We start from the raw sequence: 19,148 nt of genomic DNA, 5'->3' as shown, positions 1-19,148 counted from the left end.
GCGCCTGACAATTCTTGGTTTACTGTTTTGGGAGCAATTTAAGTGTCTTCCGTGGGAACTCGGTTGCCGCCCGCCACTTTGGCCTGTGGCATTATAAGATGTGTCCCTCTGGCACAAGATCGGCATGCCGGAGGGGGCTCTTGAGGACGCTGATCTATGATGTTGACGGCACTCGGCTTGATGAGCGGCACCTCGCTGGACGGGGTGGATGTCGCGCTGATCGAAACCGACGGAAAGCAGGTGAAGGCGTTCGGGCCGTCCGGCTACCGGCCCTATAGCCCGGCGGAGCGCAATTTGCTGCGCCAGGCACTGAGCGAGGCCGCGCAGCTGTCGCAACGCGATGCCCGCCCGGGAGTTCTGGCCGAGGCCGAACGCGCGGTGACGCTCGCACATGCCGAGGCGGTGGCCGCTTTCGTTGCCCAGAACCGGATGAAACCGGAAGACATCGACATCGTCGGCTTCCACGGCCAGACCGTGCTGCATCGCCCCGAGAAGCGGCTGACGGTGCAGATCGGCGATGCGCCGGCGCTGGCCAGGGCAATCCATATCCCCGTGATGCATGATTTCCGCGCCGCCGACGTCGAGGCCGGCGGGCAGGGCGCGCCATTCGTGCCGGTTTATCACCGCGCGCTCGCCAATTCGCTGGAGCGCGAAGGGCCGATCATCGTGGTCAATATCGGGGGCGTCTCCAACATCACCTATATCGACGGCAACGACACGCTGATTGCCTGCGATACCGGGCCCGGCAACGCGCTGCTCGACGATTTCATGTACCGCACCATGAATCAGGCGTTCGACGCGGACGGAAAGTTCGCAGCCCTTGGCAAGGCGGACGAAGCCTGGATCGCGCGAGCGCTGGAGCTGCCGTTCTTCGCAAGCCCGCCGCCGAAATCGCTCGATCGCAACGATTTTGCCGCCCTGAAGCTCGGCGAGGTGCAGCCGGCCGACGGCGCCGCGACTCTCACCGCCTTCACCGCGGCGGCGATCGCCCGCATCATCCCGCTGCTGCCTCGCAGGCCGCGGAGCTGGATCGTCTGCGGCGGCGGCGCGCGCAACCGGACCATGCTCCAGATGCTGCGGGAGCGCGTTGGGTCCGCCACCGTCGAGGCCGCCGAGACGGTCGGCTGGGCCTCGGACGCCATCGAGGCGCAGGCCTTCGGCTTCCTTGCCGCGCGCGGCCTGAAGGGCCTGCCGCTGTCGTATCCCGCTACCACGGGCGTGCCGATGCCGATGACGGGCGGGGTGATCGCGCGGCCCTGAGGCCTTAATAGATCGGCGCCGGTCCATGCAAATGCATTGAACTTGACGGGTGCATGCAAATGCATCTATGTTGGATGCAGTTGCACCCAACCGCCGGGATCGTTGCCATGACCGCTTCCCTCAAACTGATCAGCCACAAGCTTTGTCCATACGTGCAGCGCGCAGTGATCGCGCTCAAGGAGAAGGGCGTTCCGTTCGAGCGGGTCGACATCGATCTCGCCAACAAGCCCGACTGGTTTCTCAAACTGTCACCGCTTGGCAAGGTGCCGGTGCTGGTCGTGACGAGCGAGAAGGGCGAGGTCGCTTTGTTCGAGAGCAACGTGATCTGCGAATACATCGAGGAGACGCAAGGCGGGGTGAGGCTGCATCCGGCGGATGCCTTGAAGCGTGCCGAGCACCGGGCTTGGATGGAGTTCGGTTCAGCAGTGCTCGGCGACCTCTGGGGCCTGGAGACCACGACCGATCCGGCGACGTTCGAGAGCAAGCGCCAGGCGCTCGTGGCGAAATTTGCGCGGGTCGAATCGGCGCTCGGTGCCGATCCTTATTTTGCTGGCGAAGCGTTCAGTCTGGTCGACGCCGTGTTCGCTCCCGTCTTCCGCTATTTCGATCTGTTCGACGAGCTGACTGAGCACGGCATTTTCCGCGATGTGCCGAAGGTCCGGGCGTGGCGCGCCGAGCTGGCGAAGCGTCCGAGCGTCCGCACTGCCGTGGGCGCGGACTATTCGCAATTGCTGCGCGCCTTCCTCGTGCGCCACGACGCACATCTGCTCAAGCTTGCGGCCTGAGCCCACGCCGATGTCGCAATCCATGGCCTGGCTGATGCTGGTGATCGCCGGCCTCCTCGACGTCGGCTGGGCGATCTCGATGAAATATGCGGAGGGCTACACGCGCGCTGGCTGGAGCGTCGTTTCGCTCGTGCTGCTCGTAGCCTTCGTTGTCCTGCTCGGGCGCGCCTTGAAGGTGCTCGAGGTCGGCGTCGCCTATTCGGTCTGGACCGGCATCGGCGCCGCCGGCACCTTCGTCATGGGCGTCGCGCTGTTCGGCGAGGCCCTGAGCGCGATGAAACTTGCGGGCATCGCGCTCGTCTTGATGGGAATCGTCGCGCTCAAGCTGGCTTGAGCGGTGCCGCCCCTTAGCGCACGTTGGCGAGGCGCATGTCGAGATAGGCGGTGATGGTTTCCATCAGCGGCTCGAGCTTGGCGTCGAAGAAATGGTTCGCGCCGGGGATGACCTGCTGGTCGATCACGATGCCCTTCTGGGTCTTCAGCTTCTCGACCAGTGTGTTGACGTCCTTGGGCGGCACCACCGCGTCCTTCTCGCCATGCACGATCAGGCCCGAGGACGGGCAGGGCGCGAGGAACGAGAAGTCGTAGAGGTTGGCGGGTGGCGCGATCGAGATGAAGCCCTCGACTTCGGGGCGGCGCATCAGCAACTGCATGCCGATCCAGGCGCCGAAGGAGAAGCCGGCAACCCAGCAGGCGCGCGCTTCGGGATTGATGGTCTGCGCCCAGTCGAGTGCCGCGGCCGCGTCCGACAATTCGCCGGTGCCGTGGTCGAACGAACCCTGGCTGCGGCCGACGCCGCGGAAATTGAATCGCAGCACCGAGAAGCCGCGATGCGCGAACGCATAGTAGCACTGGTAGATGATCTGATGATTCATCGTGCCGTGGAACTGCGGATGCGGATGCAGGACCATCGCGATCGGCGCGTTCTTCTGCTTGGCCGGATGGTAGCGGCCTTCGAGACGGCCGGCGGGGCCGGTGAAAATAACTTCAGGCATGATGATCTCTTGATTGATCCCTTGAAGACGCTCTTCAACAATCAACCGATTGTGCGGATTTCATCGGCTGCTGGGCCGATCAAGCCGCGAATGGAAGGGTGGAGCGGCGCCCTCGGATGATGCGCGAGCGGCGCGCGGCGAACTGACGCGCGCGTTCTAACATGAGGCGAGGGTCAAAAAGCAAGCATCTTGAACATCCCGCAATCGGCTCAAGACGTTAGCGTGTCATGGCCGTCATCGCGCGATGGCGATTGGGAATCGAGATTGCCAAGTGCTCCCTGCGGGCCCATGTCGGGTACCAGCGGGCGAAGCAGCCTGACTCATGGTAATATAATACGTCATGCCGAGCCGTGTTTATCTCGACTGGAACGCGACCACGCCGCTTCGCCCCGAGGCGCGAAGCGCAATGCTTGCAGCCTACGAGCTGATCGGCAATCCGTCCTCGGTTCATGCCGAGGGGCGGGAGGCACGGCGGCTCGTTGAGGGGGCCCGGTCCACGCTTGCCGAAGCCGTAGGCGCGCTGCCGCGGAACGTCGTCTTCACCTCCACCGGAACCGAAGCCAACGCGCTGGCGCTGTCGCCGGACCTTCGGGGCCCGTCTGGCGGACCTGTCGACCGGCTTCTGGTCTCGGTCGTCGAGCATGCTTCGGTGCTGGCAGGCGGCCGGTTCCCGGCCGATAAGATCGGTCATATCAGGGTCACGCGCTCCGGCGTGATCGACCTCGAGCATTTGAAGGCGCTGCTCAGCGATGGCCCGCCGGTGCTGGTCTCCGTCATGGCGGCCAACAACGAGACGGGCGCGCTGCAGCCTATCGCCGAGGCCGCGGGAATCGTTCACGGGGCCGGCGGCCTCCTGCACGTCGATGCAATCCAGGCGCTTGGAAAAATCCCTTTCGATATCAAAGCTATCGGCGCAGACCTTGCGACCTTTTCTGCGCACAAGATCGGCGGCCCCAAGGGGATCGGCGCGCTGGTTGTGGCCGAGGGCGTGGCCGGACTTGAGCCGTTGCTGCGGGGTGGCGGGCAGGAGATGAACCGGCGCGCGGGAACCGAGAATGTCGCCGGCATCGCCGGCTTCGGGGCTGCGGTGCGGGTCGCGCTTCAGGCTTTGCCGGAGGATACGGAGAGGATGGCAAGTCTAAGAGATCGCTTGGAAAACGGCATTCGCTCCATGGCCGGCGCAACGGTCTTCTCAGACAACGTTGAGCGGTTGCCTAATACCGTTCTTTTCACGGCCCCTGGCTTGAAGGCCGAGACCGCCGTGATCGGTTTCGACCTCGAAGGTGTCGCAGTGTCCTCGGGCTCTGCCTGTTCCTCGGGCAAAGTCCAGCCGTCCCACGTGTTGTCGGCAATGGGGTATGATCCCACCGTCGCCCAGGGAGCGGTGCGTCTCAGTCTGGGCTGGTCCACGGAGCCGGATGACATCAACAGGGCGTTAGAGGCTTGGCGAAAGCTCGGTAATACCCTACTTAAGGGATAAGCGATGAAACACGGCTTGAACGGTTCTAAGCGCGTGCGTCCCGCCAAGAAACATCGTAATAGTCGTCCGAGTTTGATGATCCACCGCGGTCCTTGAAACCGCGAGCGGAGGATAGAATGCCAGCCGTGCAAGAGACGGTCGAGCGCGTGAAGCGCATCGACGTCGATCAGTATCGTTATGGGTTTGAGACCCTGATCGAGTCCGACAAGGCCCCCAAGGGGCTGTCGGAAGAGACCGTAAAGTTCATCTCCGAGAAGAAGAACGAACCCGCCTGGATGCTCCAGTGGCGGCTCGAAGCCTATCGGCGCTGGCTGACGATGACCGAGCCGACCTGGGCCCGCGTCGACTATCCCAAGATCGACTTCCAGGACCTCTATTACTATTCGGCCCCGAAGCCGAAAAAGACGATCACCTCGCTCGACGAGATCGATCCCGAAATCCTCAAGACCTACGAGAAGCTCGGCATCCCCTTGCGGGAAGTCGCCATGCTCGAAGGCGTCGAGCCGAAGCCCGGCGAGGAGGATCCCGCGCGTCGCAAGATCGCGGTCGACGCCGTGTTCGATTCGGTCTCCGTTGCGACCACCTTCAAGGCGGAGCTGAAGAAGGCCGGCGTGATCTTCATGCCGATCTCGGAAGCGATCCGCGAACATCCCGAGCTGGTTCAGAAATATCTGGGCTCGGTGGTGCCGACGTCGGACAATTTCTATGCGACGCTGAACTCGGCGGTGTTTTCGGACGGCTCGTTCGTCTACGTGCCTCCGGGCGTGCGCTGCCCGATGGAGCTGTCGACGTACTTCCGTATCAACGAGCGCAACACCGGTCAGTTCGAGCGCACGCTGATCATCGCGGACAAGGGCTCCTACGTCTCCTATCTCGAGGGCTGTACCGCGCCGCAGCGCGACGAGAACCAGCTGCACGCGGCCGTGGTCGAGCTTGTCACGCACGACGACGCCGAGATCAAATATTCGACGGTGCAGAACTGGTACCCGGGCAATTCGGAAGGCAAGGGCGGCATCTACAATTTCGTCACCAAGCGTGGCGATTGCCGCGGCAACAATTCCAAGATCTCCTGGACCCAGGTCGAGACCGGTTCGGCGATCACCTGGAAGTATCCCAGCTGCATTCTGCGGGGCGACAATTCGCGTGGCGAGTTTTATTCGATCGCGATCTCGAACGGCTATCAGCAGGTCGACAGCGGCACCAAGATGATCCATCTCGGCAAGAACACGTCGAGCCGCATCATCTCCAAGGGCATCGCCGCCGGCAGGTCGCAGAACACCTATCGCGGGCTCGTCACGGCGCATCGCAAGGCGACCGGCGCGCGCAACTTCACCGCCTGCGATTCGCTGTTGATCGGCGACAAATGCGGCGCGCACACCGTGCCGTACATCGAAGCCAAGAACTCGTCGGCGACGTTCGAGCACGAGGCCACCACGTCGAAGATCTCCGAGGACGTGCTGTTCTACTGCATCCAGCGCGGTCTCACGCAGGAGGAGGCGGTCGGCCTCGTCGTCAACGGCTTCGTCAAGGACGTGCTGCAGCAACTGCCGATGGAATTCGCGGTGGAAGCGCAGAAGCTGATCTCGATCTCGCTCGAAGGATCGGTCGGCTAGCGCCGATCCTCGCGGCGCGCATCGCGCGCCCCATGCATCATTTGAATAAACTGGACACCAAGATGGCTTTGCTCGAAGTGAAAGACCTCAAGGTTCGTGTCGAGGAGCGTGAGATCCTCCACGGGCTGACCCTGACCGTGAACGAAGGCGAGATCCACGCGATCATGGGGCCGAACGGCTCCGGCAAGTCGACCCTCTCCCACGTCATCGCCGGCAAGCCCGGTTACGAGGTCACCGACGGCCAAATCCTGTTCAAGGGCGAAGACCTGCTCGAGATGGCCCCGAACGAGCGCGCCGCCAAGGGCGTGTTCCTGGCGTTCCAGTACCCGGTCGAGATTCCCGGCGTCGCCACCATGAATTTCCTGCGCACCGCGCTGAACGCGCAGCGCAAGGCGCGCGGCGAGAGCGAGTATTCGACGCCCGACTTCCTGAAGAAGGTTCGTGAAGTCTCGAAGTCGCTGAATATCCCGCAGGACATGCTCAAGCGTGGCGTCAATGTCGGCTTTTCCGGCGGCGAGAAGAAGCGCAACGAGGTGCTGCAGATGGCGCTGTTCGAGCCGAGCCTGTGCATCCTCGACGAGATGGATTCCGGCCTCGACATCGACGCGCTGCGCATCGCAGCCGACGGCGTCAACGCGCTGCATTCGCCCAAGCGCGCGATGGTCGTGATCACCCACTATCAGCGGCTGCTCAACTACATCGTGCCCGACATCGTGCACGTGATGTCGAAGGGCCGTGTCGTGAAGAGCGGCGGCAAGGAACTGGCGCTGGAGCTGGAAGCGTCGGGCTACGCCCAGTTCGAGGACGCCGCGTAAGGATTGTTTGAGATGAACGTTGCTGTGGCAAAGACCGGAAGCGGCCGCGCGGTGAGCGATCTCTTCGCCAGCGCCGAAGGCCGCCTGCCGGGTTCGCCTTCCGTGATCGCGGCGCGCCGCGAGGCGTTCGAGACCTATGAGCGTCTCGGCCTGCCGCACCGCCGAATCGAGGAATGGAAGTACACCGATCTGCGCGCGCTGGTCGGCGAGGTGCTACCGCTGGCGGCGGCGCCCGATGCGGCTGGGTTGAAGCGCGCTGCGGATGCGGTGAAAGCGCATGCGATCGCGGGCGCCCGCAAGCTGGTGCTGGTCGACGGCGTGTTCGCTTCCGATCTCTCGGACATCAAGGCGCTGGCCTCCGAGGCGGGCTTTAAGACATTGCGGGAGACGCTGGAGAAGGATTCCGGGCTGCTGAAGACCGCAGCTACCGATGCTGTGATCTCGCTGAACGCGGCCATGGCGACCGACGGTGTTGTGGTTGATATCGCCGACGGCACGCAGCTGTCCGCACCGATCCAGATCATTCACATCGCGACCGCTGCTTCGGCATCGACGTTCACCCGCTCGCAGGTCGCGGTCGGGAAGGGCGCTCGTGCCACTGTCATCGAGAGCTTTGTCGCGGCCGGCGCTGAGGCTTACCAGGTCAACGATGCCGTCATCCTCTCGGTCGGCGACAACGCCGACGTCGCGCATATTCGCCTGATGGACGATTCGCCGGATGCGGTGAACATCACCTCGCAATTCGTCACCGTCGGCGCGAATACAAAGCTCAATTTCTTCAACATGACCACCGGTGCTGCGGTCAGCCGCCTCCAGGGCTTCATCACGCTCGCAGGCGAGGGCAGTGAACTCTCCGTCAACGGCGTGAATCTGTTGCAGAAGACCGAGCATGGCGACACCACGCTGGTCGTCGACCACGCCGTGCCGAATTGTGTGAGCCGCGAAGTCTTCCGGGCCGTGATCGACGATCGTGCGCACTCGGTGTTCCAGGGCCGCATCATCGTTCGTCCAGATGCGCAGAAGACCGACGGCAAGATGATGATCCGCGCGCTGCTGCTGTCGGACGAGGCGGAAGCCGACAACAAGCCCGAGCTCGAGATCTTTGCTGACGACGTCTCCTGCGGTCACGGCGCCACCGCCGGTGCGCTCGACGACAGCCTGCTGTTCTATCTGAAAGCGCGTGGGCTGCCGGAGAAGCAGGCCCAGGCGCTGCTGATCCAGGCTTTCGTGGGCGAGGCGATCGAGCAGATCGCCGATGATGATCTGCGCGAGCACGTGATCGGCATTGCCGAGCGCTGGCTGGAGCGGCGCCAATGAGCACGCATCCGGCAGTCAAGAACGGCGCCTATGACGTTGCGCGCGTGCGCGAGGATTTCCCGGCGCTGGCCATGCAGATCTACGGCAAGCCGCTGGTCTATCTCGATAACGCGGCTTCTGCGCAGAAGCCGAGTGCCGTGCTCGATCGCATGACGCAGGCCTACACCTCCGAATACGCCAACGTACATCGCGGCCTGCATTATCTCGCCAACGCCGCGACCGAGGCCTATGAGGGCGGCCGCACCAAGGTGGCGCAGTTCATCAACGCGCCGCGGACCGAGGAGGTGATCTTCACTCGCAACGCGACCGAGGCGATCAACCTCGTCGCCTCGTCCTGGGCTGAACCGAACATCAAAGAAGGCGACGAGATCGTCATCTCGATCATGGAGCACCACTCCAACATCGTGCCCTGGCATTTCCTCCGGGAACGCCATGGTGCCGTGATCAAATGGGCGCCGGTCGACGACGAGGGCAATTTCCTTATCGACGAATTCGAGAAGCTGCTGACCTCGAAGACCAAGCTTGTCGCGATCACGCAGATGTCGAACGCGCTCGGCACCATCGTTCCGGTCAAGGACATCGTGAAGATCGCCCACGCCCGCGGCATCCCCGTGCTGGTCGACGGCAGCCAGGGCGCCGTGCATCTGCCGATCGATGTCCAGGACATCGGCTGCGACTTCTACGTCTTCACCGGCCACAAGGTCTACGGTCCGACCGGCATCGGCGTGCTCTGGGCCAAGTACGACCACCTCGTCGCGATGCGCCCGTTTAACGGCGGCGGCGAGATGATCCGCGAGGTCTCGCGCGACATCGTCACCTATGGCGATCCCCCGCACAAATTCGAGGCCGGCACGCCGGCGATCGTCGAGGCGGTCGGGCTTGGCGCCGCGATCGACTACGTCAATTCGATCGGCAAGGAGCGTATCGCCGCGCACGAGCATGATCTCGTCACCTACGCCCAGGACAAGCTGCGCGAGATCAACTCGCTGCGGCTGATCGGCACGGCGCGGGGCAAGGGCCCGGTGATCTCCTTCGAGCTCAAGGGCGCGCACGCCCATGATGTCGCCACCGTGATCGACCGTCAGGGCATCGCGGTGCGCGCCGGCACCCATTGCGTGATGCCGCTTTTAGAGCGGTTCAACGTCACAGCCACATGCCGGGCGTCGTTCGGCATGTATAATACGCGGGAAGAAGTCGATCATCTGGCACAGGCGCTTCTGAAGGCGCGGGATTTGTTCGCATGAGTGACACGGCCGAAATCAAAGCCAATCCGATGGAAACCCAGTCGGCGCTGCCGCCTGAGGAGACCGAGCGTTTGACCACCGAGATCATCGCAGGGCTCAAGACCGTGTTCGACCCGGAAATCCCGGCTGATATCTACGAGCTCGGCCTGATCTACAAGGTCGAGATCAAGGACGATCGTTCCGTCGACGTGCAAATGACTCTGACGACACCGAATTGTCCGGCCGCCGGCGAGCTGCCGACCATGGTCGAGAACGCGGTCGCCAGCGTCCCCGGCGTCGGCGTAGTCGACGTCAAGGTGGTCTGGGAGCCGGCCTGGACGCCGGAACGCATGAGCGACGAGGCCCGCCTCGTGCTCAACATGTGGTGACGCGTAACCTCGGCTTTAGATACTTAGAAGATCCTTGTTGGATCCTTGGCATTGAATTCGCTCGGCAACGGACCACATCACTGACATGACACAGATTTCGTCAGGCTCGACACCAGCATCCACTCCGAAGCCGCGGCGGCCCCGCCCGCAGGTGATGCGGCTGACGGACGCTGCTGCCCAGCGCATTAACGAGCTGACCCAGCGGGCCGATTCCGAGATCGTGGGCTTGCGTGTCGGCGTCAAGAACGGCGGCTGTGCCGGTCAGTCCTACACTGTCGAATACGCTCATGACGTCCGCCCGACCGACGAGGTCGTCGAGGACAAGGGCGTCAAGATCCTGGTCGATCCGAAGGCCGTGCTTTTCCTGCTCGGCACCGAGATGGACTACAAGGCCGACAAGATGCAGGCCCAGTTCGTCTTCAACAACCCCAACCAGATCTCCGCCTGCGGCTGCGGCGAGTCGGTCGAGCTGCGTCCCGCGCAGATCGACGGGTAGGGCCCGCGGTCGTCCGGGCGAAAGCCAGGACCCATACAGCGTGATCTCTCGTCAGTAAGAGATGTCGGTACCGGCGTGGCGCGACGGGCAGTCTTCGCTAAACTACTCCCTGGGGTAATGGGTCCTGGCTTTCGCCAGGACGACCGTGCGGAGATAGGTCAGCCATGGACCGCGAATTCCTGATCGACCTGTTCGCCGATTTCGGCCCCGTCTCCATCCGAAAAATGTTCTCCGGCTACGGCATCTCCGCCGACGGCATCAACTTCGCGCTCGCGTTGCGCGCCGGCCTGTTTTTCCGCGCCGACGAGATGACCATCCCGGATTTTGAAGCGGAAGGCTCAAAGCCGTTCCAATACGCGACCCGCGCCAAGACCGTGGTGGTGAACTCCTACTGGGAGCTGCCGGCCCGCCTGTTCGACGATTCCGCGGAACTCGCGCAATGGGCGAGGGCCGCGCTCGCCGCCGCCCAGCGCGCCAAGGTGAAGAAGCGGCCCAAAGCCAAGAAGACACCGAAGAAAGCGGCGAACAAGCCGGCGAAGAAGGTGGCCAAGCCTGCGAAAGCGCCGAAGAAGGCGAGCAAAAAGAGCTCGCTTGGGAAGCGCGCCAAGCGACTGGGGTAAGCTCAGTCCACGGCCTTGGTCAGACCAACCCGCATGTCCTTGGCGGTGAAGACGCAGATGCCGTCGGCAAGCACGCGGCCGTCGGCAATTCCGAGCACCAGCTTGCCGCGCCGGACCATCCGCATGGCGACCTCGTAGCGCACGCGTTGCGCGTTCGGTGTGACCTCGCCCGTGCACGCGACTTCGCCGACGCCGATGGCGCGGCCCTTGCCCGGCGAGCCCGACCACCCGAGCCAGTAGCCGACCATCTGCCACATGGCATCCAGCCCCAGAGAGGCCGGCATGGTCGCATCGCCGCGATAGTGGCAATCGAAGAACCAATGGGCCGGCGCGATGTCGAGCTCGCCGACGATATGGCCCTTGCCGAACTCGCCGCCGTCCAGGCTGATCTCCGTGATGCGGTCCATCATCAGCATCGGCGGCGCCGGCAATTGCGCATTGCCCGGGCCGAAATAGCCGCCCTCGCTCGATTTCAACAAGTCGTCCCTCGTGTAGGACGGTTGCGGCGTGTGAAAATCATGCGGGTTGGGCAAGACGATAAGTCCTCCGGATGCTCGCAGTCGGGCGCCTCGAGACGGCGAGGGAGATGTCGTTCGTCAGGTCAGAATGTCAAGCGCGGGCGGCGGTGCGCGGCTTCGGCGTCACGCCACGCGGTTGTGCGTCTCTACCGCGAATTCCGGATCGGCCTCGCAGATCACGCGGTTGCGGCCGTTGCGTTTGGCGGCGTACAGGCAAGCATCCGCGCGTTCGATCAGCGCATCGGTGTCGTCGCCCTGCTTGAGCATGGAGACGCCGACGGAGATGGTGACGCGGCCGAGGATTTCGCCGGTGGACTTCTTCTTTAATTCCTTTGCCATCACCGCGCGGCGGATGTGATCGGCCACCGTGAGGGCCTGGCGCAGCGCGGTGTTGGGTAGCACGACCGCGAATTCCTCGCCGCCATAGCGCGCGGTGATGTCCTGGCCCTTGATGGTCTGCTTCAGCGACAGGCCGACCAGCCGCAGCACCTGGTCGCCGGTGAGATGGCCGTAGGAATCGTTGAACGACTTGAAATGATCGATGTCGACCAGCAGCAGCGACAGCGGTTCGCCCGAGGCGAGCGCGCCTTGCACGGCCATGTCGATCATGCGATCGAAATATTTGCGGTTGCCGAGCCCCGTCAGCGGATCGGTCAGGCTCTCGGCGCGGATTGCCTCCAGGCTCTGCTGGAGATTGCTGATCTCGCTCTTCGAGAGCGTCAGCCGATCTTCCAGCGCCTTGTTGGTCTCGCGCATCTCGCTGGTGGAATGCAGCAGCGTCTCGACGATCGACTTGATCTGCTCGCGGCTCTCGGCCGATGACAGCTTTTCGGTCGCGCCCGACAGGCTGGCATCGTAGGAGCCGGTCATCTCGAGTGCGTCGCCGAGTACCTTCATGACGTCGTCGATCTCGCCGATGACGCGCGCGCCGACCTTGTCGATGCGGTCGGTGGTCTTGATGTGGGAGAGGTAGGTCTCGTAGATCTGATCGAGATCGGCTTCGGTCAGCTTGCCGCTCCGCGCCAGCGTCTCGTTGATGATCTTGTTGAGCGGGGCGTTGTAGCCGGTGGCGTAGACGAACCAGATCTCGTAATTGCGGGGAATTGCCGTCTGTCGTAGCGATCGGATTTGACCGAGCGCAACCTCAGCGAACGCCATCGTGCGTTCGTGTTCGTCGAGCACCTTGACCACGGAACATACCCCACAGCGATCGGCGCGCCGTCGACCGCAGCAATACTTAAATTATGTTCGTAGGCTAACGGACGATCGTGAACGCCCCGTAAATATACGTCCACGAATGCGTCCAAAAAAGTGCGCGCCAGCTTTACTTCAACCAAAGCCGGGCGCGCATCGCGCTTCAGGCGCCGGCGGGGGAGCGAACCGGACGCAGCAGAAATGCCGGCAGATGCGAGTGGTCGCCCGGCTCACTGTCGGCCTCACGTTGGCGGCGCGGCTCGGGGCGACCGATCGACGGCACATGCGACGGATTGGCCTGCTGGCGCGCACCGTCACGCGGCTCGGATGATGGCTTGCCTTCACGCGCAGGCCTGGCTTCGCGCGAAGGTCTGGCTTCACGCGGAGGCCTGGCCTCGCGTGCGGGCCTTGCTTCGGAAGCGGGCGTTGCCTCGGGAGCGGGCCGTGCTTCGGCTGAAGGCTGTGCCTCGCCACGCGCTTCGCGCGGCTCGTGGCTGCGCTCACGATCGCGACCGCGCTGCGGCTTGCCGCGCCCGCCGCGTGAACGTTCGCGGCCGCGCTGCTCGCGCGGACGCTCGCTCGCATCGGAAGCATCGGTGCGCACTTCGAAATCGCCTTCGGCGCGCGGAATGCTCTGGCCGATCAGCTTCTCGATCGCCACCATCGACTTCTGGTCGAGCGGCGTGACGAGCGAGATCGCCATGCCGGACCGGCCTGCGCGACCGGTGCGGCCGACGCGGTGGACATAGTCGTCGGGATGGTGGGGAACGTCGAAATTGAAGACGTGGCTGACCTCTGGGATGTCGAGGCCGCGGGCGGCGACGTCGGATGCAACCAGCAGGGGCAGCTCGCCCTTGCGGAACTGTTCGAGTGCCGCGGTGCGGGCCGACTGATCCATGTCGCCGTGCAGCGCACCGACGCTGAAGCCGTGCTTCTGCAGCGATTTGTGAACGACGGCGACCTCGCGCTTGCGATTGCAGAAGATGATCGCGTTCTGGAGATCCTTGGCCTCGCGCAGCAATCGGCGAAGCAGCTCGCGCTTCTCGTGCGCCTCACGCCCGGCCGGGACCTGACACTGCGTAACGGTGACAGCGGTGGTGGCGGGCTTCGATACCTCGACCTTCTGCGGATTGTGCAGGAAGGTTTCGGTGATGCGCCGTATCTCCGGCGGCATGGTCGCGGTGAAGAACAGGGTCTGCCGGGTGAACGGGACGAGCTTGCAGACGCGCTCGATGTCGGGAATGAAGCCCATGTCCAGCATCCGGTCGGCTTCGTCGATGACGAGCAACTCGACGCCGGTGAGCAGCAGGCCGCCGCGCTCCGTGTGGTCGAGCAGGCGGCCCGGAGTGGCGATCAGCACGTCGACGCCGCGCGTCAGCTTGGCATCCTGGTCGCCGAAGGAAACGCCGCCGATCAGGAGGGCGACGTTGAGTTTCTGACCCGCGCCGTAGCGGTCGAAGTTTTCCTTCACCTGCGCCGCGAGTTCGCGGGTCGGCTCGAGGATCAGGGTGCGCGGCATGCGCGCCCGGGCGCGACCCTTTTCGAGGATGGTGAGCATCGGCAGCACGAAGGCCGCGGTCTTGCCGGTGCCGGTCTGGGCGATGCCGAGCACGTCCTTGCGAGCGAGGACGTGAGGGATCGCCTGTTCCTGAATGGGGGTGGGGGTGGTGTAACCGGTGGCCGCCACTGCGGCGAGGACTTTTTCGGATAGTCCGAGATGGGTAAAAGACATTGAGCCTCTGGTCGAAACCGCCGTTCGGAATCGAGGGTAATAAGGCTGTCGCGTTCCACCCCGAAACGGCGCGCTCTCAAAGAAGCTGGGGGTGCTGACTCACGCGAACAAAGCGCCAGGCTCAGGAATCGCTCTTCGATCTGAGCCGCGTCGCCACGGAACATAGGCGGGAATCGGCCAAAGTCAATGGAGCAGGCGCGGGAAGGCCCTAAAAAACCTGAGGTTTTCGCCCAAATAGCGGGCGCGGCTGCGGTTTTCCGCCCAATCCGGCGATCGGCCGGAGCTGCCCAAACGTCGGCTAACGCCCCTGCGGCCCCTGCGCGCGGAAGTCGCCGGGGGCCATCCCGTAGGCGGCGTTGAAGGCCCGATAATAGGTCGCGAGACTATCGAAGCCACAGGAGGTCGCGATGTCGGCGATCAGCCGGTCCGGGGCTTCGCGCATCAGCCGGCGGCTCTGGTTCAGGCGTTCCTCCGTCACGGTTTGCGAGAAGCTCTTGGCCGTGCTTTCGAACAGAATATGCAGGTGACGCACGGAGATGCCGAGCAGATCGGCCACCATGGTCGGCGCCAGATTCGGGTCTTGCAGGTGACGCGCGATCAGGCGCCGTGCCTGCGAGAGCCGGGCGGTCCGCAGCGCGGACTGCCCGAGGCGGCCGCCGGGCCGCAGGATGCCGCGCTCGATCAGCGCCAGATGGGCTAAAGCCTGGACGAGGGAAGCGGCATCGGCGGCGCCGTCATCACCCGCGGCAACTTCACCGAGATCGGCGAAGCAGGCGCCGAGCAGAGGCGCCAGGGTGGAATCGTCGAACGTCCGGGGCGCAAGCTCGCGCATGCGCTTGTCTTGCGTGGAGAGGCCGCTCAGGGGGACCTTCAGGATCCGCAGGTGGAAGCCTCCTGCACCCAGCGGCGTCGTGCGATAGGGCAAGTCGGTATGGCTGGTGGCGAAGCTGCCATTGGCGATCGTGAAGTCGCTGCTGCGCATGCCGCCGAACCAGCCGCCGCTGCCGAACTGCTGATAGACGCAGATGCTGTCGCTCGGCGCGTCAGCGATGTCGGTCATGCTGCGCTCGACACTGTAGTGCGAGGCCTTCAGTTCGACGAGGCCGGCGCCGCCATGCTGGCGCAGCGAGAATTCGCCGAAGAAGTCCGCGCGGCGTTCTCGCTCGAGTTCGGCGGTGACGCCGAACAGGCCCTTGGAGCGCACCTCGCGCCAAAAGTCGAAGCGGTCGTGCGGCTCGACCTCGTCGGTGCACCAGCGATACACGGCAGCCCCCTCGCTTCCAGCGGAATTGCCCACAAGAATTGACTGAGAAAAAGCAGATTCCAGCGGGATCTGCCATAGGCTAGACGACAAAACCTGAGTCCTCGGGGCTGTTGAACCAGCGCTATGGCTGGGCCGACTATCACATCAACGGCGCGGTTCCCATGAACCGCTGTTCGAGGGAACCGGCGTGGGCCGTTCGTGAGGGATTTTCGATGACGCGTCGGCTTTTCAGAGTTCTGGCGGCGCTTGGCCTCGCCGTCGGCCTCAGCGGTTTCGCGCTCCCCGCCTGTGCCGAGAAGCGCGTTGCGCTCGTCGTCGGCAACAACGACTACAGGAACGTTCCGAAGCTGCTCAAGGCGGTCAACGACGCCCGCACCATGGGCGATACGCTGAAGCAGCTCGGCTTCTCGGTGATGGTCGCCGAAAACCAGAGCCGGCAGCAATTTTCGGAAACGCTGCTCGCGTTCGATCGGACGATCGAGCCCGGCGACACCGCGTTCTTCTTCTATGCCGGCCACGGCTTCGAGATCGCCGGCCAGAACTATCTGCTGCCGACCGACGTGCCGGCGGCGACGGAAGGGCAGGAAGAGCTGGTGCGTGACGCCTCCATCCTGGCCGATCGCATCGTCGAGCGTCTCCAGAACAAGAAGGCGCGAACCTCGATCCTGGTGTTCGACGCCTGCCGCAACAACCCGTTCGAGCGCAAGGGCACCCGCGCCGTCTCAGGTGGTGGCGGGCTTGCCCCGATGGTGCAGCTGCCTGAAGGCGTGTTCTCGGTCTTCTCCGCGGGCCCGCGCCAGACCGCGCTCGACCGCCTCTCCAACGACGACGCCAATCCCAATTCGGTGTTCACGCGCACCTTCGCCAAGGAACTGCTCCAGCCCGGCGAGAACCTGGTGCAGGTGGCGCAGCGTACGCGCCGTCTCGTCGCCGAGATGGCCGACACCGTCAAGCACAGGCAGGTGCCGGTCTATTTCGATCAGATGGTCGACGACGTCTTCCTCAGCGGCATCGCCAAGGACGTCGCCGCGCGCCCGGCCGATCCCCCTGCGCAGAAGCTCGCGGCGCTGCCACCGGTGTCGGTGCCGCGCGTGCAGAAGGAGGAGACCACCAATGCGCCGATCGCGAGCTTCTCGCGTCACAATGGCGGTTGGAGCGTGGTGTTCTCTTTTGCCGATCCGACCCTCGGCATTTCCTGGCGCATGGCCGGCAATGGCGACTTCCGTGAAACCGGCTTCATCGATACGCTCGACCCGCGCACGCGCAAGAGAATGCCGAACCCATCGATTGAATTGCCGCCGGACGCGCAGGCCGGCACCATCGAGGTCCGCTACGTCGACCAGTCCGGTGACATGCAGGGGCCGTTCCCGATCAGGTTCGATCCCGAAGCCGCGCTCATTCGCGACCAGCGCAAGATTCTCGACATGACCGCGACGAGCTGGCTGTCATTCCGCGAGTTCAACGGGCTGCTGGTCTACTACACGCACCTCGTGTCCTACCGCTGCGCAATCCGCGAGGTGCGCATCGGCATCGACACCGCCGTTCCGAACCAGGTGTTGAAGATGCCGGGCTGCGACATGCGCGATCCCAGCGCGATCAGCGCTGGCATGCCGCTCTACATGAAGCTCGCGCCGGCAACGCAGTTCATCTCGGTGGAGCTGACCTATCGCGACGGCAGCGTGTCGGAGATCAAGAGCTTCCGCAGCGCGAACCGCAGCAACAACTGAGGTGTCGAGCAGGCCGCGTCCGCCGCAACTATTCGCGGCGCATCCTGATGAATCGCTTGACGGCCTCAATCAAGGGCGCAGTCAGCGAGAAGAACACGCCCATCGCGATCGAGCGCGGCGCAGCAGGAGCTCTCCTACTCCTCGTACGTATAGCCGTTCTGTTCGATGCGCACCGGCGCCAGCCCGGGCCTCCGCGGCGTGATCATGATCACGACGAAAAGCACGTTGATCAGGATCCAGACGCCGAGCAGTATGAGGATTGTCTGCACTGCAATTTCCTGAATGAGTCGGAATTGGCAGCAAGGCTAACGGCCATTCACAACTGCGGCAAATGAATCTTGCTTGCTGCACTGCACAGAAAGCTCAACTGGTGGATGAGGACCCGGCCGTGAAACCCGATACCTCGCAGCATCCCCAGGGCTCCGCGGTAAAAGTGCGGTGTTGCATCGTCGGCGGCGGACCGGCGGGCATGATGCTCGGCTATCTCCTGGGGCGCGCCGGGATCGATGTCGTGGTGCTGGAGAAGCATGCGGATTTCTTCCGCGACTTCCGCGGCGACACCGTGCATCCCTCGACGCTTCAGGTGATGGACGAGCTCGGCCTGATCGACGGATTCCTGAAGTTGCCGCATCAGCGCTTGCAGAAGATGGACGGCCTGTTCGGCGGTACCCCCGTTCGCATCGCCGATCTCAGCCGCCTCCGCACCAAGTACCCCTTCATCGCCTTCATGCCGCAATGGGATTTCCTGAATTTCCTGCGCGAGGCCGGCCAGCGCTTCGCCTCGCTGAAGGTGATGATGAACACGGAGGCCGTCGATCTGATCCGCCGCGGCGAGACCATCGCCGGCGTGCGGGCAAAGACGCCGGACGGCATCGTGGACATCGAAGCCGATCTCACCATCGCCTGTGACGGCCGGCATTCGACAGTGCGTCAGCGTTCCGGCCTCGAGCTCGAGGAGATCGGCGCGCCAATGGACGTGCTGTGGTTCCGCGTCGGCCGCAATGCGAACGAGACCGAGGACGTGTTCGCTCGCGTCGAGCCCGGCAAGATGATGATTACCTTCGACCGCGGCGACTATTGGCAATGCGCCTATGTCATCGCCAAGGGACAATACGACGCGGTGAAGGCGAGGGGATTGCAGGCGCTGCTCGACGACGTCGTTCGCATGGCGCCGATCCTGAAGAGCGGCATTGCCGATGTGAAGAGCTTCGACGATTTCAAGCTGCTCACCGTCGCGATCAACCGCCTGCCGCGCTGGACACGGCCGGGGCTGCTTCTCATCGGCGATGCCGCGCATGCGATGTCGCCGGTCGGCGGCGTCGGCGTCAATCTCGCCGTGCAGGATGCGGTCGCGACCGCAAATCTGCTGGCGGACAAGCTGCAAAACAGCTGTCCGTCGGAGGACGAACTCGATGCCGTGCGCCGTCGCCGCGAATTCCCGGTGAAAATGACGCAGCGAATGCAGATGATCGTGCAGAACAACATCATCAGCGGCGCCTTGCAGGGCGGCGACAGGCCGCTGAAGGTGCCGCTGGTCGTGCGCCTCATCACCGCGCTGCCGTGGCTCCAGGGCATTCCGGCGCGCCTGCTCGCGCTTGGCGTCCGGCCCGAGCACGTGCAGTCGAAGGCTGCGCCGGCACGGTAGCGCAAGGACGCGGTAGGGATAACGCTGCGTTAAATCGCGCTCGGCGCGTTGCCTGCGTGCAACAGCGCGAACGGA

At 63.9% G+C, this 19,148-nt stretch carries 19 protein-coding genes; 13 read left to right on the top strand and 6 right to left on the bottom strand.

The features are described 5' to 3' along the window. Positions 1–156: 156 nt before the first annotated feature. The 3 genes from ABIC03_RS01120 to ABIC03_RS01110 all read left to right on the top strand — a co-directional run bounded on the left by ABIC03_RS01120 (position 157) and on the right by ABIC03_RS01110 (position 2,379). Positions 157–1,260 (top strand): anhydro-N-acetylmuramic acid kinase, encoded by a 1,104-nt coding sequence (locus tag ABIC03_RS01120; RefSeq protein ID WP_354054816.1) that lies wholly within the window; start codon positions 157–159, stop codon positions 1,258–1,260. A 107-nt stretch (positions 1,261–1,367) separates the two neighbouring features. Next, positions 1,368–2,045: a glutathione S-transferase family protein gene (locus tag ABIC03_RS01115; RefSeq protein ID WP_354054814.1), complete on the top strand. Its 678-nt coding sequence runs from the start codon at positions 1,368–1,370 to the stop codon at positions 2,043–2,045. Positions 2,046–2,055: 10 nt separating this feature from the next. Continuing rightward, on the top strand, positions 2,056–2,379 hold the full coding sequence (locus ABIC03_RS01110) for a DMT family transporter (protein ID WP_354054812.1): 324 nt from the start codon (positions 2,056–2,058) through the stop codon (positions 2,377–2,379). A gap of 13 nt (positions 2,380–2,392) precedes the next feature. Here ABIC03_RS01110 and ABIC03_RS01105 read toward each other — a convergent pair whose 3' ends face one another. Beyond that, positions 2,393–3,040, bottom strand: a complete 648-nt coding sequence (locus ABIC03_RS01105) for an alpha/beta hydrolase (RefSeq protein WP_007591562.1) — start codon at positions 3,038–3,040, stop codon at positions 2,393–2,395. Positions 3,041–3,380: 340 nt separating this feature from the next. Between ABIC03_RS01105 and ABIC03_RS01100 the strand changes: the two genes are divergently transcribed. The 8 genes from ABIC03_RS01100 (at position 3,381) to ABIC03_RS01065 (ending at position 10,993) form a co-directional block, all read left to right on the top strand. Further along, complete coding sequence (locus ABIC03_RS01100; RefSeq protein WP_275171927.1) at positions 3,381–4,520, top strand: cysteine desulfurase family protein; 1,140 nt, start codon at positions 3,381–3,383, stop codon at positions 4,518–4,520. 116 nt (positions 4,521–4,636) lie between these two features. Further along, a complete protein-coding gene (sufB, locus tag ABIC03_RS01095; RefSeq protein WP_247499343.1) occupies positions 4,637–6,133 on the top strand; it encodes a Fe-S cluster assembly protein SufB in 1,497 nt (498 codons plus the stop codon). 62 nt (positions 6,134–6,195) lie between these two features. After that, positions 6,196–6,948, top strand: coding sequence for a Fe-S cluster assembly ATPase SufC (gene sufC, locus ABIC03_RS01090; protein WP_354054809.1), 753 nt, complete (start codon positions 6,196–6,198; stop codon positions 6,946–6,948). 12 nt (positions 6,949–6,960) lie between these two features. Then, positions 6,961–8,265, top strand: coding sequence for a Fe-S cluster assembly protein SufD (gene sufD, locus ABIC03_RS01085; protein ID WP_354054807.1), 1,305 nt, complete (start codon positions 6,961–6,963; stop codon positions 8,263–8,265). Next, the gene (locus ABIC03_RS01080; protein WP_354054805.1) at positions 8,262–9,509 is read left to right on the top strand and encodes a cysteine desulfurase; all 1,248 of its coding nucleotides are present in this window, start codon (positions 8,262–8,264) and stop codon (positions 9,507–9,509) included. The genes sufD and ABIC03_RS01080 overlap by 4 nt, the downstream gene beginning before the upstream one ends. Further along, positions 9,506–9,877, top strand: coding sequence for an SUF system Fe-S cluster assembly protein (locus tag ABIC03_RS01075; RefSeq protein WP_007591551.1), 372 nt, complete (start codon positions 9,506–9,508; stop codon positions 9,875–9,877). Before ABIC03_RS01080 ends, ABIC03_RS01075 begins: the two co-directional genes overlap by 4 nt. Positions 9,878–9,962: 85 nt before the next feature. Continuing rightward, positions 9,963–10,373: a HesB/IscA family protein gene (locus ABIC03_RS01070; protein ID WP_081747958.1), complete on the top strand. Its 411-nt coding sequence runs from the start codon at positions 9,963–9,965 to the stop codon at positions 10,371–10,373. 164 nt (positions 10,374–10,537) lie between these two features. After that, positions 10,538–10,993, top strand: coding sequence for a TfoX/Sxy family protein (locus ABIC03_RS01065; RefSeq protein WP_354054802.1), 456 nt, complete (start codon positions 10,538–10,540; stop codon positions 10,991–10,993). A 2-nt stretch (positions 10,994–10,995) separates the two neighbouring features. On the opposite strand, the gene fabA is transcribed toward ABIC03_RS01065, so the two are convergent. From fabA to ABIC03_RS01045, 4 genes are all read right to left on the bottom strand, one after another. Next, complete coding sequence (fabA, locus tag ABIC03_RS01060) at positions 10,996–11,526, bottom strand: bifunctional 3-hydroxydecanoyl-ACP dehydratase/trans-2-decenoyl-ACP isomerase (RefSeq protein WP_275171932.1); 531 nt, start codon at positions 11,524–11,526, stop codon at positions 10,996–10,998. Between the two features lie 108 nt (positions 11,527–11,634). Then, positions 11,635–12,702: a GGDEF domain-containing protein gene (locus ABIC03_RS01055; RefSeq protein WP_354054799.1), complete on the bottom strand. Its 1,068-nt coding sequence runs from the start codon at positions 12,700–12,702 to the stop codon at positions 11,635–11,637. A 166-nt stretch (positions 12,703–12,868) separates the two neighbouring features. Continuing rightward, complete coding sequence (locus ABIC03_RS01050) at positions 12,869–14,437, bottom strand: DEAD/DEAH box helicase (protein WP_354054797.1); 1,569 nt, start codon at positions 14,435–14,437, stop codon at positions 12,869–12,871. A 298-nt stretch (positions 14,438–14,735) separates the two neighbouring features. Further along, a complete protein-coding gene (locus ABIC03_RS01045; protein WP_354054795.1) occupies positions 14,736–15,701 on the bottom strand; it encodes a helix-turn-helix transcriptional regulator in 966 nt (321 codons plus the stop codon). A 212-nt stretch (positions 15,702–15,913) separates the two neighbouring features. On the opposite strand from ABIC03_RS01045, the gene ABIC03_RS01040 reads away from it, so the two are divergent. Beyond that, positions 15,914–17,428, top strand: coding sequence for a caspase family protein (locus ABIC03_RS01040; RefSeq protein WP_354054793.1), 1,515 nt, complete (start codon positions 15,914–15,916; stop codon positions 17,426–17,428). Between the two features lie 134 nt (positions 17,429–17,562). Here the strand turns inward: ABIC03_RS01040 and ABIC03_RS01035 are convergent, their stop codons facing one another. Beyond that, positions 17,563–17,697 carry a hypothetical protein gene (locus tag ABIC03_RS01035; RefSeq protein WP_275171937.1) on the bottom strand — a complete coding sequence of 45 codons (135 nt, stop codon included), beginning with the start codon at positions 17,695–17,697 and terminating at the stop codon, positions 17,563–17,565. A gap of 119 nt (positions 17,698–17,816) precedes the next feature. Between ABIC03_RS01035 and ABIC03_RS01030 the strand changes: the two genes are divergently transcribed. Next, on the top strand, positions 17,817–19,073 hold the full coding sequence (locus tag ABIC03_RS01030; protein WP_354054790.1) for an FAD-dependent oxidoreductase: 1,257 nt from the start codon (positions 17,817–17,819) through the stop codon (positions 19,071–19,073). The last annotated feature ends 75 nt before the right edge of the window (positions 19,074–19,148 follow it).

Origin of the sequence: Bradyrhizobium sp. RT6a, from assembly GCF_040547675.1 — a bacterium.
Taxonomy (GTDB): domain Bacteria; phylum Pseudomonadota; class Alphaproteobacteria; order Rhizobiales; family Xanthobacteraceae; genus Bradyrhizobium.
This window is presented reverse-complemented; position numbering and strand designations above follow the sequence as displayed.